The organism is Corynebacterium sp. (genome assembly GCF_043426755.1).
Classification (GTDB): domain Bacteria; phylum Actinomycetota; class Actinomycetes; order Mycobacteriales; family Mycobacteriaceae; genus Corynebacterium.
Window position 1 is genome coordinate 1 of the sequence record NZ_JBHWRP010000066.1, and the last position, 17109, is coordinate 17109.

Below are 17109 nucleotides of genomic sequence, written 5' to 3' on the forward strand. Positions count from 1 at the left end.
GTACGAGAAGATTGCCGATGCCGCTGAGGAGCAGGGTATCGCCATCAAGGGCATCCGCAACGCATTTTCCGGCGCCTCGACGCTGCCCGTTTCTACCGTGGAGAAGTGGGAGGAACTGACCGACGGCCTGCTGGTCGAAGGTTATGGCCTGACGGAGACCTCCCCCATCGTGATCGGCAACCCGATGAGTGAGGCCCGCCGCCCGGGCTATATCGGCGTTCCTTTCCCGGATACGGATGTTCGCATTGCGAACCCCGACAACTTGGATGAAACCCAGCCCAACGGCACTGAGGGCGAGATTGTTGTGCGCGGGCCCCAGGTGTTCAAGGGCTACCTGAACAACCCAGAGGCCACTGAGGCAGCCTTCCACAACGGCTGGTTCCGCACCGGCGACGTCGGAGTGATGGATGATGACGGCTTCATCCGCTTGGTCTCGCGTATCAAGGAGGTCATCATCACCGGTGGCTTCAACGTCTACCCAGTTGAAGTCGAAGAGGTTGTGCGTGAACACCCTGATGTGGAAAATGTTGCGGTCGTCGGCAGGCCTCGTGAGGACGGCTCCGAAGATGTCGTGGCGTGTGTGACCTTGCGCTCTGGTGCAGCTCTTGACCCGGAGGGGATGAAGGAGTTCGCTCGCGAGCGCCTGACCCGCTATAAGGTGCCGCGCACGTTCTACCACTTCGAAGAATTGGCCTCTGACCAGTTGGGCAAGATTCGTCGTCGTGAAGTGCAGGAAGATTTGCTGCGCCTGCTGGAAAAGAAGTAGGCCATTTCACTTAAAAACTAAAAATACGTGAGAAATTCCTCACGTTCGGCGCTTTTCTGGAATACTGTGTGCTTACTAATATTAAGCCCCACCAAAATACCAGAAAGGCGCCGATTTTCGTGACCGACCCTGTTTCTGCCTTCGAGTCAAAGGCCTGGCTTTCCCAGTACGCCGAATGGACGCCCGCCACCTTGGACTACGGGGAGACCACCCTGGTCGACTCCTACAACGACAACCTCGAACGCAACGCCAGCAAGCCGGCCACCTGGTTTTTCGGCCGCTCACAATCGTACGAGGAACTCGATGAGCAGGTACGCGCGGCCGCTGCCGGCCTCAAAGCCTTGGGCGTGCGCCCCGGTGATCGCGTCGCCATCGTGCTACCGAACTGCCCGCAGCACATCGCGGCGTTCTATGCGGTACTGAAGCTAGGGGCAGTCGTCGTCGAGCACAATCCGCTCTACACCGCGCACGAGCTGACCGGAATGTTCCAGGACCACGGGGCGCGCGTAGCCATTGTGTGGGACAAGGCGGCACCGGTGATTGACATGATGCGCTCGGACACCAGCCTAGAGACCATCGTCAGCGTCAACATGATCGAGGCCATGCCACGATTCCAGCAGCTCGCGCTGAAGCTGCCGATCCCGCAAATCCGCGAGAAACGCGCACAGCTGTCCGGGCCTGCGCCGGACACGATCCCTTGGAAGACATTGCTTTCCGACGCGATGGGCGGTCGCGCCAAGGACGTCCAGCTTCCCGACGACATCGCCAAAGAAGACACTGCCGTAGTGCTTTATACCTCTGGCACCACCGGCGCCCCGAAGGGTGCCGAACTCACCCACGGCAATATCATCGCGAACTGCAAGATGGGCGCCGCCTGGGTGCCACGCCTCGGCGAGACGGATGAGCGCATGCTGGGCGCGTTGCCGATGTTCCACGCCTACGGCATGACACTGATCGGTGCCCTGTCGGTCTATATTGGCGGTGAGATGGTGCTGATGCCCGCGCCACGCATCCCGCTGATCATGGACATCATGAAGAAGCACACCCCGACCTGGATTCCGGGCGTGCCAACTTTGTACACCAAGATCATCGAAGCTGCGAAAGAGCAGAGCATCGAGATCAAGGGCATCCGCAACGCCCTGTCCGGGGCCGCTTCCCTCCCCGAAGAGACCGTGGACGAGTGGGAGGACCTCACCGGCGGCCTCTTGGTCGAAGGTTATGGCTTGACGGAGACGGCGCCGGTGATCGTCGGCAATCCTATGAACACCAATCGCCGCCCGGGCTATATTGGCGTGCCGTTTCCCGATACGGAGATCCGCATCGCGAACCCGGAGAACCTGGATGAGACCCTGGCGGACGGCACCGAAGGCGAGCTGCTCGTGCGCGGCCCGCAGGTGTTCAAGGGTTACCTGAACAACCCGGAGGCCACGGAGGCGGCATTCCACGACGGTTGGTTCCGCACCGGCGATATCGCTTTCATGGAGCCTGACGGTTTCATCAAGATTGTCTCGCGGCTGAAAGAGGTCATCATCACCGGCGGCTTCAACGTGTACCCGGCTGAGGTGGAAGACGCGGTCCGTTCCCACCCCGATGTGGTCAATGTGGCCGTGGTCGGCCGCCCACGCGAGGATGGCTCCGAAGACGTGGTCGCCTGCGTCACCCTGCGCGATGGGGCCGCCCTAAACCCCGATGGTTTGAAGGCGCACGCCCGCAACCAGCTGACCCGCTACAAGGTGCCGCGCACCTTCTACCACTTCGAAGAATTGGCCGCTGACCAGTTGGGCAAGATTCGTCGTCGGGAAGTCCAAGCGGACCTGCTGCGACTGTTAGACGAGTAGATCTACTGGACCCCCTTCCCGGCCTCTGCCACCTTTAGCTTCGGTATGGCAGAGGCCGGTTTGCTATTGACAACCCATATACCCGTGGGGGTATATTGGGCTTGAGTGATACCCGTGGGGGTATCCACTGAATTTGTCACCAAGGAAGGACAACACGACATGTGCCGAGCAGTCTCTTGCAAGAAATGCGGTAAAACCACCTGGGCCGGTTGCGGCCAACACATTGACCAGGTCAAGGCCACCGTGCCCGCCAAGCAGTGGTGCACCTGCCCACGCGAACAGTCCAAGGGCTTCCTCGCCGGCCTGTTCGGAAGGTAGACCGCAATGACGACCACTGTGATCATCGGCGGTGTCGCAGGTGGCATGTCCACCGCGACACGGCTGCGCCGCAACGACGAGGACATGGAGATCATCGTCCTCGAAGCATCCAATAACGTCAGCTTCGCGAACTGCGGCCTGCCCTACTATGCGGGCGGCATCATCAAGAATCGCGACGAGCTCCTGCTTCAAACACCGGAAGCGCTCAACGCACGATTTAACCTCGACGTCCGCGTGAACACCCGCGCGACCAGCATCGACCGAGAGAACCAGACCGTGTCCATCACCACCGCCAGCGGTGAGACGGATGCGATCCACTACGACTATCTAGTGCTCTCCCCTGGCGCGACTCCAATCGAACTACCCATTAAGGGCATCGAGCGGGCACTAACTCTGCGCACCGTCGAAGATGTCGACGCGATCGTCGATAAGCTCGAAGGCGCACAAACAGCTGCCATCATCGGCGGCGGCTTCATCGGCCTGGAGCTGGCGGAGAACTTCACGCACCGCGGCATCGCCACCACCGTGATCGAGCGCGCACCGGACATCATGGCGCCGCTGGACACTGAGATGGCGCGCATCGTCCGCAAGCACCTTGAGGCGAATGGTGTGCGCGTGTTCACCGACGCAGAGACGACGCTTATCGACGAGCGCTCGGTCCATCTGGCAGATGGCACCACCGTCGATGCGGATATCGTCATCTCCTCGGTGGGCGTTGCTCCGGCCTCCGAACTGGCGCGCGAGGCTGGTCTTGAGGTCGGCCCCCGCGGCGGCATCTCGGTGGATGAGCAGCAGCGCACCACTGATCCGAAGATCTTCGCCGTCGGCGATGCGGCCGAAAAGCGCGACCACAACTCCGACGAAGCAACCCTGGTCCCGTTGGCGCAGACGGCGAACCGTCACGGCCGACTGGTCGCTGACATCATTTCGGGCCGCGATACCCGCCGCACCGCCACGCTGGGCACCTCCATTGTGGGGTTATTCGGCCTTGCGGCTGCCTCGGTGGGCTGGAATGAGCGCCGCGCCCGTGCAGCTGGCAAGAATCTGCGCATCATTCACCTCCATCCGGCGGACCACGCCGGCTACTACCCGGGTGCCACCCAGATCCACATGAAGCTAGTGATCGACGCCGATACGGATCTGATCCTAGGCGCCCAAGCCGTAGGCAAAAACGGTGCGGACAAGCGCATCGATGTCCTGGCCACCGCTATGCGCGCGGGTCTGACCGCCACCGACTTGGCCGACCTCGAATTGGCGTACGCGCCACAGTTCGGCAGCGCAAAGGATCCGATCAACATGGCCGGATTCATCAACGACAACATGGTCAACGGGGAGCAGACGATCCAGTTCTACGAGCTTGACGACGAGCTCTCGAACGGTGCCGTGCTGATTGATGTGCGCGAAGAATCCGAGTTTTCCGCAGGTCATATCCCGGGCGCGACCAATATTCCGCTGAATCAATTGCGGGAAAAGACAACGGACTTCGTCGACAAGCGCGTGATTGTGCACTGCCAGGTGGGCCTGCGCGGGCATACCGCGACGAGCATCCTGCGCAACCATGGCGTGGACGTGGCGAACCTTGACGGAGGCTACCTCACGTGGTCGACAGCGCAGTGACCAGCGGGCCAACCAGTAGAGTGAAGGACATGCGTATCGAACCTGAAGAATCCGAGGCAGCCATCACCCGGCTCAAGCGAGCGCGCGGGCAGCTCGACGGCGTGATCCGCATGCTCGAGGAGGGCGTGGAGTGCGAGAAGGTGGCCACCCAGATTTCGGCCGTGTCCACCGCAGTCTCTCGTGCTGGCTTCTTGGTGATCTCCGAGGGCATGAAGAAATGCATGACCGAAGAGGGCCCTGACTCGCTGGACGAGAAGCGCCTGGAGAAGCTGTTCCTTTCCCTAGCTTAAAAGCCCAGCCCATCCAGCACACGCTGGTAGGCGGGGCTTGCGCCGTTAGCCGCGAAGCGGCGCAAGCCCCCGAGCGCCAGTTCCTCGCGCTCCGGATCCCCGGCGCGGCGGGCGCGCTGCCAGTAGGACTCCAGCACTAGGGCGGCCTCGTCGTGCATTCCGGAATAGGCCAGCACGGAGGCCTGCCAGGACAGGATCTCAAACTGCAGGGTGGCGTGCACCGGCGTGCGCGGCACTGCGCCGCCGAAGGTTTTGCCTACCCATGAGGTGAATTCGTGCGCGCGGGCTAGTTCTTGGCGCTCGATGAGAATCGGCAAGATGTCTTCGAGAAGCATGCCACAAACGCCGACGGCAGCGGGCTGTTCCTGCTCCTCGCCAACAGCGGCTTCCACCGCTGCCTGGTATGCGCCGAAACTTTCCGGCCAGTGCTGCGCCAGCTCTTCGGGGGAAAAGATGCTGACCAAGCGCAGCCCGCTCGCCAGGACCGCGCAGCGCTGGCCCGGTCGGGTGTCTTTGCCTATGTGGGTGGCGTTATAGGCGTCGAGGGCGCGGTCGAAATCGTGGGCGTGCCAGTAGTTGTCGGCAGCCAGCGTGAGGGCGTTAAGTTCGGCGCTGACGTAACCTGCGGTCCGCGCAACCTCCGCCCCGCGCAGTGCCGCCTCCCCTGCTGATGCGTGGCAGCCCAAGCGCTCGAAACTCAACGCCACGCTGCGGTGGTAGTCGATGCGGGCTTGGGCGGGATCCTTGACTGCCCCAGGGTCCGCCTCCAACATCTCGTGCGCCCGGTGAAGCAGCGCAATGGCATCAATACGTCGCCCACCCACGCTAAAAACGGTGTGGAAACCGGCGGCGTCGGCGTAGTCCCCCGACCCGGCAGTAGAGAGCCCCACCAGGTAATCCAGCACAGAGTGCAGCGCGTGCGTGCGGCCATAATCCGCGACCAGCGACATGTGCATGGAGTAGGCCAGCAGGTAGCAGGTCCGCTGCTGCTCGTCGCCACGCCCGGCGTGCAGGACCAGCGGCAGGGCGCGGACCGCCACGTCGTATGCGGCTGGGTGGTGCTCCGGGCTGCGGTTGAGCAGCACCATCATCAGCGCACTTAGCTCCCAGAAGGCGCGCTCACGCGGGGACGCAGCGGTGTTATTGGCGCGGGCCACAAGTTCCGGCGTGTTCTCAAGAGCACTGGTTTCATTGGAAAAGACCGCCGCGAAGTGCAGCTGCTCCATGTCCTCGGTCACCCAGTCCGGCAATGTGATGCCGTGAGGAGTACCGGGCACCGCCCACAGGATGCGCGCGTAGGCGGCCAGTTGCTCGTCGATAAGCATGCCCGGTGCGGGAAAAGCCAGGGTGTCTTCGATGACGGGATCAAGTGCGTCGAGGCAGGTGCCGGCGAACATCTCGCGCGCTAGGTGTGGTCCGCGGGGAACGGGGGTGGCGGGAAAGCGGCGGGCGAGGTCGGCGCAGGTCACGTGTTGCGGGTCGATGCCCAGGTGGTCTTGCCATCGTGGTGCGCCGAAGCGCGCTACACGACGATGCCCCTGGCCTGCGTGCACCATCGCGTTGAAGAATTCGCCGTACACGTCTGTGGCCTGGGCCGGGTCCTCAAAGAGTGCTTCGGTTTGGGCGGCGAGCGACAGGGCGTCGTCGTACAGCCCGCCGACTGTGAGCTGGGTGGCGGTGCGCACGATACTGGCGGCGAACTGGGGTTTTCCTACCTCGTGGGTCAGGCTGTGGCGGAGGCGGCGGATGGTGGACTCGAGGTCGTGTTCCATGCCCTTAACGCTAGCGCTAGGAGGCAAAGAGCGCGCGCCGAGAAACAAACTGCCCAAAACATGAGAGTTCCCTCACAATAGTCGGCGTGTCGGTGACTTCCTACGGCTGCGTAGGTTACGGTTTCGTAGTTGTACTGTTTCTACCCCCTAACAGACTTTCGAAGGAACATACGCATGACTTTGACGCCACTTCTGGCTATGACGAAACCGGCCCTCGCATTCGCAGGGCAGGGTTCCAACTGGCAGGCCACGCTTGCCGACGCCGCCACCTCCCCCATGACCCGCAGCCGCCTCAGCGACCTGCTGGACCGCGCACGCACCACGACGGGCCCTCTCGCCCGCCTGCTGGCCTCCACCGTGCCTGGTACCAACGAGCGCCTGCGCGAACTGATCGAGGAGGACGCTTCCGCTGCTGCGCAGACCATTGATGTGCACCCGGCTGTGTCCGTTCCGGGCATCGTGCTGGGCCAGATCGCCGCGGTGGAACAGCTGCGCGATCTGGGCTTAGACATCACCGACACGCAGCTGGTCGGCCACTCCCAGGGCTCCCTGGGCGTGGTTGCCGCCCGCCACCCGGAGCAGGCGCTGGCATTTGCTCTGCTGCTGGGCACGGCTGCTTCGCACGTGCATGGCGCGACCGATGAGCGCCCCCACATGCTCTCCGTTCGTGGCCTGTTCGTCGAGGAGGTCACCGAGCTGGTGGAAGATTCCGGCGCACAGGTCGCCGTGATCAATGGCCCACGCCACGCAGTACTATCCGGCACCCCGGAGACCTTGGAGGCTGCGCGCGCGTCCATCGAATCCGCAGCAGAATCTTTCAACGCGCAGCTTGAGGCCGCCGAGTTCGGTGGCGCGGAGATGAACCCGCTTTTCGACGAGCTCCCCGTCGCCTACCCGTTCCACGGCAACACCGACGCCACCGAGCAGGCCGCTGAACTGGCCGCTTCCTGGGCTGAGGAGTGCGGCATTGACCTAGGCGAGTTCTCGGCCCGTGAGCTGGCCCGCGCCATCCTGCATGATCAGCACAACTGGTCGAATCAGGTCACGGAGCTTATCGACGAGGGCGTCACTCACATCGTGGCGCTGGATAAGTCCCTGGCCTCCATTACCTCCAAGCTCACCCATGGTTTTGGCGTGGCTGTTGTCACGGCTGATTCCTCGTCGGCACGCGATGCCCTGGCCACCCCGGGCGCCGAGCTTCCCGAGGCGGTGGACTACTCCCAGTTCGCGCCGCGCCTGGTTCGTCTGCCTGACGGCAAGACCTATACCCAGACCCGCTTCTCCACGGTGACTGGCCTGTCTCCGATCATGCTGGGTGGCATGACGCCGACCTCGGCCGACGGTGAGATCGTCGCGGCTGCCGCCAACGCTGGCTACTGGACGGAGATGGCCGGCGGCGGCATGTACTCCGATGAGGTTTTTACCCATCACAAGGACGTGATGGAGTCCTTCCTGGAGCCGGGCCGCACCGCCCAGTTCAACACGATGTTCTTCGACCGCTTCCTGTGGAACCTGCAGTTCGGCCAGGCGCGCATCGTGCCGAAGGCGCGTGCTGCAGGCGCCTCCTTCAACGGTGTGTGCATCTCCGCTGGTATCCCTGAGGTCGACGAGGCCACCGAGCTGCTGGCTCAGCTCAAGGCAGATGGCTTCCCCTACATTTCCTTCAAGCCGGGCACCTCGAAGCAGATCCGCGACGCGGTGAAGATCGCTGCCGCGAACCCGGACTTCCCGGTCATCATTCAGGTCGAGGACGGCCACGCTGGTGGCCACCACTCCTGGACCAACCTGGATGACATGCTGCTGGATACCTACGCGGAGGTCCGCCAGCACCCGAACGCGCTGCTGACTGTCGGCGGCGGTATCTACGCCCCTGAGGTGGCTGCCACCTACATCACCGGTACCTGGTCTGAAAAGTACGGCCTGGCCCCGATGCCTGTCGACGCCGTTTTCATCGGCACCGTCGCCATGGCGACCAAGGAGGCCAAGGCCACCGACTCCGTCAAGGACCTGCTGGTCAACACCGCTGGTATCGCAGCCGACGACAACGGCGGCTGGGTTTCTCGTGGCACCGGCCGCAACGGTGTCGCTTCCTCCCAGTCGCACCTGCTGGCCGATATCCATGACTTGGACAACTCCTTCGCCGCGGCTTCCCGCCTGATCACGGCAACCGACGTGGAGGATTACCAGGACCGCCGCGATGAGATCATCGAGGCGATCAACAAGACCTCCAAGCCATACTTCGGCGACGTTGAGACCATGACGTATGCCGAATGGGTCGAGCGCTTCGTCGAACTGGCCCACCCGTTCGTCGACCCCACCTGGGATGACCGCTTCTTCGACCTGCTGCACCGCGTCGAAGCCCGCTTGAATGGTGCCGACCACGGCGAGATCGAGACCCTCTTCCCGGATATCGACGAGGTGGCCGACGCACCAGCCATGGCTGCCCGCCTGCTGGAGGCCTACCCTGAGGCCCGCGAGACCACGGTGAGCCCGCGCGACGCCGCCTGGTGGATCTCCCTGCACTACAAGCACGTCAAGCCAATGCCATGGGTCCCCGCCATCGACGGCGACCTGAAGACCTGGTTCGGTAAGGACACCCTGTGGCAGGCGCAGGACGAGCGTTACGACGCCGACCAAGTCCGCATCATCCCTGGCCCACTGGCGGTTGCTGGCATCACGAAGAAGAATGAGCCCGTCGCTGACCTGCTGGGCCGTTTCGAGGCTGGTGCTACCGAGGCGCTCGAAAACTCTGGCGCCGAGGTCAACGAGCAGTACTCCCGCCTGGCCGACGCGACGACCGCCGAGGAATTCATCAAGGCGGCACCGACCATTGTGTGGCACGGCCACCTCATGGCCAACCCGGCCTACGAGATGGACGATGACGCTTATGACCTGATCCAGGACGAGGACGGCGCGTGGTCGATCCGCATCAACTCCGATTCCTACTGGGATGACCTGCCGGAAGACCAGCGCCCGTTCTACGTGCGCGAAGTCACCATCCCACTCGACCTGTCCGAGGGCGTGGCCACCGGCGCATCCCCTGTGGTGTCCGACGAGCGCCTCCCGGATTCCGTCTTCGCCCTGCTGCAGGGCCTGGCTGGTGTCGGCTCCACCTCGGAGACTGGCGACAAGATCACCGAGATGCCACAGATCATCGAGGGATCCGTCTCTGAGGACGCACCTTTCGGCGTGGCGGAGTACTCCTTCACCCTGCCCGCTTCCCTGCTGACGGCTCACACCAATGTCACCGGAGCCGCCCTGCCTGTCGACGGCGATGCCGCAGACGCAGGTGTAGAGAACGTCGTCGGCACGCCCGACGTCCTTGTCGGCCCATGCTGGCCAGCGATCTACACCGCGCTGGGTTCCGGCCAGCTTTCCGACGGCTACCCCGTCATCGAGGGCCTGCTCAACGCCGTGCACCTCAACCATGTTGTTGATGTGCGAGTGCCACTTCATGAGCTTGCCGACGGCCGCCGCATCGACGTGACCTCCAAGTGCACGGCTATCGACGAGTCCGTCTCCGGGCGCATCGTCACCGTGGAACTGGAGCTGCGCGACCACGAGTCCCAGGACGTCGTTGCTACCCAGATGCAGCGCTTCGCCATCCGTGGCCGTGCCACCGGCACCGCCCAGCCAACTCCGGCTCCGGAGTTCGGCGGCGGTAAGTCCTCCACGAAGATCGAGGCCACCCCGCGTTCCTTCGTGGACCGCGCCACCGTCACCGCCCCTGCGGACATGACCCCGTTCGCGCTGGTTTCCGGTGACTACAACCCGATCCACACCTCCTATAACGCGTCCGGCCTGGTCAACCTGCAGGCCCCGCTGGTGCACGGCATGTGGCTGTCCGCCACCGCACAGCACCTGGCCGCGCGCCACGGCGAGGTCGTGGGCTGGACCTACTCCATGTACGGCATGGTGCAGCTCAACGACGAGGTGGAGATCACCGTCGAGCGTGTTGGCCGCAAGGGCATCCACCAGGCCCTCGAGGTGACCTGCCGCATCGACGGCGAGGTTGTCTCCGTCGGCCAGGCACTGCTGGCCCAGCCGAAGACTGCCTACGTGTTCCCAGGTCAGGGCATCCAGACCGAGGGCATGGGCAAGTCCGACCGCGACGCATCGCCAGCTGCGCGTGAAATCTGGCGCCGCGCCGACCGCCACACCCGCGAAGCACTGGGCTTTAGCATCCAGCGCATTATCGACGAGAACCCAACGGAGCTCGTCGTTAAGGGCACGACGTTCCGCCACCCACAGGGCGTGCTGCACCTGACGCAGTTCACCCAGGTCGCGCTGGCCGTCGTCGCTTATGCACAGACCGAGCGGCTGCGTGAGGCGGATGCACTGGCGTCGAACTCCATGTACGCGGGCCACTCGCTGGGCGAGTACACCGCACTGGCGTCTCTCGCGAACATTTTCGACCTCGAGGCCGTCATCGACGTGGTCTACTCCCGTGGCTCCGCCATGGGTTCGCTGGTGCCACGCGACGAGGAGGGCAATTCCGATTACGGCATGGGTGCGCTGCGCCCGAACATGATCGGTGTGTCTGCCGACGAGGTGGAGGACTATGTCGCGAGCGTGTCTGAGAAGACCGGCGAGTTCCTGCAGATCGTCAACTACAACATCGCTGGCCAGCAGTACTCCATCGCAGGTACCAAGAAGGGCTTGGCGGCGCTGAAGGCAGAGGCGAACGCGATCCGCGACCGCGCCTACGTCACCGTCCCTGGCATCGACGTGCCATTCCACTCCTCCGTCCTGCGCGACGGCGTGCCGGCGTTCGCTGAGAAGCTCGACGAGCTGCTGCCAGCAGAGATCGATATTGAGTCGCTAGAAAACCGCTACGTCCCGAACCTGGTGGCCCGCCCCTTCGAGCTGACTCAGGACTTCATCGATTCCATCAAGGACGAGGTCCCCACCGAGCGCCTGAAGGATGTCACCCCAGAAAACACCGATGCCAATACCCTGGCGCGCACGCTGCTCATCGAGCTGCTGGCGTGGCAGTTCGCATCGCCCGTGCGCTGGATCGAGACACAGGACCTGCTGCTGCGCACCAATGACCAGATGATCGAGGTTGGTCTGGCGTCCAGCCCAACCCTGACGAACCTGGCGAAGCGTGAGATGGACGTCATCGGCCACCACATCCCAGTGTTCAACGTGGAGGCGAACCAGGATCAGGTCATGCTCCAGGATGTCGTCGAGGCACCTGTGCAGGACATTCCTGAACCTGCAGAGGATTCCGCGGCGTCCGCAGGCGGCGAGGAGCCAGCACAGGCTCCGGCCGAGGCGGCCCCGGCTACCCCAGAGCCTGCGAGCGCACCTGCGCCCGCAGCAGCTCAGCCCGCATCCGGTGGTGGCTCCGGCGCCGACGCGCCAGACCTGCCGTTCACCGCGGCGGACGCGATCATGGTGCTGTTTAGCTTCCAGAACAAGATGCGTCTGGAGCAGATCAACGACACCGACACCGTCGAAGAGCTGACCAACGGCGTGTCCTCTCGTCGTAACCAGCTCCTCATGGACATGTCCGCGGAAATCGGCGTGCCCGCCATCGACGGCGCCGCCGACGCGGATGTGGCGACTCTGCGCGAGAAGGTCAAGACTGCAGCACCTGGCTACAAGCCTTTCGGCTCCGTCCTCTCTGAGGCGGTCACTGCGCGCCTGCGCCAGCTCACCGGTGCTGCCGGTGTGAAGCCGGCCTACGTCGGTGAGCGCGTCTCCGATGCGTGGGGCCTGCCAGAGTCCTGGATCGCCCGCGTTGAGGCGGAGATCCTGCTGGGCTCGCGCGACGAAGAGTCCGTGCGCGGCGGCACGCTGGCAACGATCCCGACCTCTGCGTCGTCGAAGGCTGACGTGGACGCGCTTATCGACGCCGCCGTGCAGTCCGTCGCCTCCCGCCACGGCGTGTCCGTGTCCCTGGCTTCCGGCGGCTCCGGCGGTGGCGGCGGTGTGGTCGACTCGGCCGCACTCGATGCCTACGCCGACGACATGAAGGACACCCTGGTCTCCACCGCACGCACCCTGCTGGACAAGCTGGGAGTGGACCTGTCGGCCGCTCCAGAGACCGAGGGCCTGGACACCACTGTCATCGACACCGTCGAGGCAGAGCTGGGCTCCGGCTGGGTCAAGCTGGTCACCCCGGTCTTCGATGAGCGCCGCGCGGTACTTTTCGACGACCGCTGGGCCCAAGCCCGCGAGGATCTCGCCCGCATTGCGCTTGGTGAGATGACTCTGGAGGCTAGCCGCTTTGCCGGCACCGGTACCACAGTCGCTGAGCAGGCAGAATGGTATGCCGACAACGGCTACCAGAACGTGGAGCTGCTGCGCGAGATCGCCACGGTCGCCCGCGAGGAGGCCGAGGAAGAGTTCGCCGGCGATGTCGCACTGGTCACCGGTGCTGCACCTGATTCGATTGCCACGGCAGTCGTCGAAAAGCTGCTTGCTGGCGGCGCAACCGTGATCATGACGGCGTCCAACGTCAGCCAGGCGCGCAAGGAATTCGCGCGCACGCTGTACAAGGACAACGCCTCCGTTGGCGCGCAGCTGTGGGTGGTTCCGGCGAACCTCTCCAGCTACCGCGACATTGACGCGCTGATTGACTGGATCGGCTCCGAGCAGCGCGAAACCGTGGGCAATGAGGTCAAGATCATCAAGCCTGCGCTCACCCCAACCTTGGCGTACCCGTTTGCGGCGCCGTCGGTCTCCGGCTCGCTTGCCGACGCCGGCCCGGCTGCCGAAAACCAGACCCGCCTGCTGCTGTGGTCCGTGGAGCGCACCATCGCTGGCCTGTCCGAGCTGGCGCAGCGTGCCGACGACTTCCCAGCCACCCGCACCCACGTCGTTCTGCCTGGTTCCCCGAACCGCGGCATGTTCGGTGGCGACGGTGCCTACGGCGAGGTCAAGGCAGCCCTCGACGCCATCCTGGCGAAGTGGGGTGCTGAGGCCGGCTGGCCAGAAGGCGTCACCCTGGCTCAGGCGAAGATTGGTTGGGTTGCCGGCACCGGCCTGATGGGCGGCAATGACTTCATGGTCGATACCGCTAAGGAGAAGGGCATCCACGTGTGGAGCCCCGAGGAAATCTCCTCCGAGCTGGTTGGCCTGGCCTCCAAGGAGAGCCGCGCCAAGGCGGCGGAAGCACCGATCGAGCTGGATCTCACCGGCGGCCTGGGCGATTCGCCGATCTCCCTGCCGGACATGGCGAAGGAAGCGGCGGCCGCGTCTGCTGGCGCAGACGACCAGAAGTCCGCTGGCGCGGACGACAAGAGCGGTGAGACGCTCGAGGCTCCAGTCACCATCAAGGCACTGCCGAATATCGCGCACCCAACCCAGCCGGTTGAGGCAGAGGTGGGCGAGGTCACCTGCGACCTCGATGACATGATCGTCGTCGTCGGTTTGGGTGAGGTGTCCTCCTGGGGTCTGGGACGCACTCGTCGTGAAGCGGAATACGGCATCCAGCGTGACGGCGATGCCGAACTGACCGCCGCCGGCGTTCTGGAACTGGCCTGGATGATGAACCTCGTCGAATGGAACGAGGACCCGAACCCGGGCTGGTACGTCACCTCCAGCGGTGAGGAAGTAAAGGAAGAGGATATCTACGACCGCTTCCGCGACGAAGTCGTGGCGCGCTCCGGTATCCGCACGCTGACCGACAAGTACTTCCTCACCGACCAGGGCTCGATCGACGCCACCGAGGTCTTCCTCGACCGCGACATCACCTTTACCGTCGCGAACGAAGCCGAGGCCCGCGACATCGAAGAAGCCGACCCAGACAAGACCGAAGTCGCAGAGATCGACGGCGAGTGGACCGTCACCCGCAAGGCAGGCGCCACCGCGCGCGTGCCACGCAAGGCGACCCTGACCCGCACCGTTGCGGGCCAGATCCCAGACGACTTCGACCCTGCCAACTGGGGCATCCCAGCGCAGATGATCGACGGTCTGGACCGCATCGCCGTGTGGAACCTGGTCACCGCGATCGATGCGTTCATCTCCGCCGGCTTCACCCCGGCAGAGCTGATGCAAGCGATCCACCCAGCCCAGGTCTCCACGACCCAGGGCACCGGTATCGGCGGCATGGAATCCCTGCACAAGGTGTTCGTCACCCGCTTCCTGGGTGAGGAGCGCCCGAGCGACATCCTGCAGGAAGCACTGCCGAACGTTGTGGCAGCGCACGTGATGCAGTCGCTGGTCGGCGGCTACGGTTCCATGATTCACCCGGTCGGCGCGTGTGCGACCGCCGCGGTGTCCGTGGAAGAGGCCGTGGACAAGATCGCGCTGGGCAAGGCGGACTTCGTGGTCGCCGGCGGTATCGACGACGTGCAGGTGGAATCCCTGACCGGCTTCGGCGACATGAACGCCACCGCTGAGACCAAGAAGATGACCGACCAGGGCATCCACAACCGCTTCATCTCTCGTGCGAATGACCGCCGTCGTGGCGGCTTCCTCGAGGCTGAGGGCGGCGGTACGGTGCTGATCGCCCGCGGTTCGCTGGCGGCCGAGCTGGGCCTCCCGGTCCACGCGGTCATCGGCTACGCCTCGTCGTTCGGCGACGGTGCGCACACCTCCATCCCGGCCCCTGGCCTGGGTGTGCTGGCGGCTGCGCGCGGTGGGGAGAACTCGCGCCTGGCGAAGAACCTGAAGTCCCTGGGGCTCACCCCAGACGACGTCAGCGTCCTGTCTAAGCACGACACTTCCACCAACGCCAACGATCCGAACGAGTCTGAGCTGCACTCCCTGTTGTGGCCTGCGATCGGCCGCGATCCGAAGAAGCCGATGTACGTCATCTCCCAGAAAACGCTCACCGGCCACTCCAAGGCGGGCGCGGCCCTCTTCCAGACCGGCGGCATCGTCGATGCGCTGCGCACCGGCGACCTGCCACAGAACGCGTCGCTGGATTGCGTGGATCCGCTGCTGGAGCCGAAGTCGAAGAACTTGGTCTGGCTGCGTGCACCGCTTGCACTGGGTGCGGGCAACGTGAAGGCGGCGGCGTTGACGTCGCTGGGCTTCGGCCACGTCGGCGCGCTGCTGGTGTTGGCACACCCAGGTGTGTTCTACGCGGCACTGCGTCAGCAGCGTGGCGAGGACGCCGCGCAGAGCTGGCGTGAGCGCGCCACCGACCGTCTGCGCAGCGGCGCCGGCCGTCTGGAGGCGGGCATGATTGGTCGTGCTGACCTGTTCACGCAGATCGAGAACCGCCGCTTCGTGGAGGGCCACACGAAGTCTTCCGAGATCGCGTTGCTTCTCGACGAGAACGCGCGCCTCGGAGAGGATGGCACTTATCCGATCGCATAGCGGATAAGTGGTTAGGGGGAAGCACCCCTCGGTTGCCTGTGGAGGGTAACCGAGGGGTGCTTCGTCGTTAAGCGAAAACCGCCGCAACGGCCATGTCGGGTTGCTAAAGTTTCGCTTTATGGCATCGATAACGTTCGACCACGTGTCCATCACCTACCCCGGCGCGGCCGAGCCCAGCGTGAAGGACTTTGACCTGCATATCGACGACGGCGAGTTCCTGGTGCTGGTGGGGCCGTCCGGCTGTGGCAAATCCACCACGCTGCGCTCGCTGGCCGGGCTGGAGCCGACGAGCCACGGCAGGATTCTTATCGACGACACCGACGTGACCCACATGGAGCCCGGCGAGCGCGACGTGGCCATGGTTTTTCAGAACTATGCCCTCTACCCGCATCTGACGGTGGCGAAGAATATGGGTTTTGCGCTGAAGTTGGCCAAGCTCTCGCAGGCGGAGATTGACGCGAAGGTCAACGAGGCCGCTGAGCTGTTGGGGCTGAGTGAGTTTTTGGACCGCAAGCCGAAGGACCTCTCCGGTGGTCAGCGCCAGCGCGTGGCGATGGGCCGGGCGATCGTGCGCGAGCCGAAGGTTTTCCTGATGGATGAGCCGCTGTCGAATCTGGACGCAAAGCTGCGTGTGCAAACCCGCGCCGAGCTCGCCGCCTTGCAGCGCCGCCTGGGCACGACCACTGTGTATGTCACACACGATCAGGTGGAGGCGATGACGATGGGCGATCGGGTCGCCGTGCTCAACGATGGCGTCCTGCAGCAGGTAGCGCCGCCGAAGGAGCTGTACAACGAGCCGGTCAATGAGTTCGTCGCCGGTTTCATCGGCTCGCCCGCCATGAACATTTTCGACGATCCCGCAGACCCCACCGTCCGCCTGGGCGTGCGGCCTGAGCACATGCACTTGCTTATCGACGACGGGCCAGACGCTTCGGCGGCGGGAATGTCGCGGCGTACCGGCACGGTGAGCTTGGTGGAGGAACTGGGATCGGAGGCGTACGTGTACCTCGACAGTGAGGGCGTCCGTTATGTGGCCAAGGTGCCACAGGGGCATATTCCGCGCATGGGCGATACGGCGACGGTGGCCTTTGACGGGGCTAGCGCGCACCGTTTTTCCAAGGAAACGGGCGAGCGGATCGTCGAAAAGCGGGTGTAGTTACCCCCACCTGGGGTGATTTGCTTCACTTTGGCCCGCGGGGGTAGCCGGTCTCACTATGGTAAGGGAAAATTTA

General features: G+C 64.1%; 8 protein-coding genes. 7 read left to right on the forward strand and 1 reads right to left on the reverse strand.

The features are described from left to right. The 5 genes from ACHFGA_RS06035 to ACHFGA_RS06055 form a co-directional block, all read left to right on the forward strand. On the forward strand, positions 1–766 hold a 766-nt coding region (locus ACHFGA_RS06035), incomplete at its 5' end, for an AMP-binding protein (protein WP_394281514.1). A gap of 119 nt (positions 767–885) precedes the next feature. Further along, entirely contained in the window at positions 886–2604 is a 1719-nt protein-coding gene (locus ACHFGA_RS06040) for a long-chain-fatty-acid--CoA ligase (protein ID WP_394281515.1), read from the forward strand. Between the two features lie 159 nt (positions 2605–2763). Then, complete coding sequence (locus ACHFGA_RS06045) at positions 2764–2922, forward strand: hypothetical protein (RefSeq protein WP_018581532.1); 159 nt, start codon at positions 2764–2766, stop codon at positions 2920–2922. A gap of 6 nt (positions 2923–2928) precedes the next feature. After that, a complete protein-coding gene (locus ACHFGA_RS06050; protein ID WP_394281516.1) occupies positions 2929–4539 on the forward strand; it encodes an FAD-dependent oxidoreductase in 1611 nt (536 codons plus the stop codon). Positions 4540–4568: 29 nt separating this feature from the next. Beyond that, positions 4569–4829, forward strand: a complete 261-nt coding sequence (locus ACHFGA_RS06055; RefSeq protein ID WP_394281517.1) for a metal-sensitive transcriptional regulator — start codon at positions 4569–4571, stop codon at positions 4827–4829. Here the strand turns inward: ACHFGA_RS06055 and ACHFGA_RS06060 are convergent. Next, complete coding sequence (locus ACHFGA_RS06060; protein ID WP_394281518.1) at positions 4826–6601, reverse strand: hypothetical protein; 1776 nt, start codon at positions 6599–6601, stop codon at positions 4826–4828. The two genes, ACHFGA_RS06055 and ACHFGA_RS06060, sit on opposite strands and share 4 nt — an antisense overlap. 174 nt (positions 6602–6775) lie before the next feature. Here ACHFGA_RS06060 and ACHFGA_RS06065 point away from each other — a divergent pair, with 174 nt between their 5' ends. After that, positions 6776–15877: a fatty acid synthase subunit beta domain-containing protein gene (locus ACHFGA_RS06065; protein WP_394281519.1), complete on the forward strand. Its 9102-nt coding sequence runs from the start codon at positions 6776–6778 to the stop codon at positions 15875–15877. Positions 15878–15995: 118 nt separating this feature from the next. Continuing rightward, the gene (locus tag ACHFGA_RS06070; RefSeq protein WP_394281520.1) at positions 15996–17033 is read left to right on the forward strand and encodes an ABC transporter ATP-binding protein; all 1038 of its coding nucleotides are present in this window, start codon (positions 15996–15998) and stop codon (positions 17031–17033) included. Positions 17034–17109 lie beyond the last annotated feature (76 nt).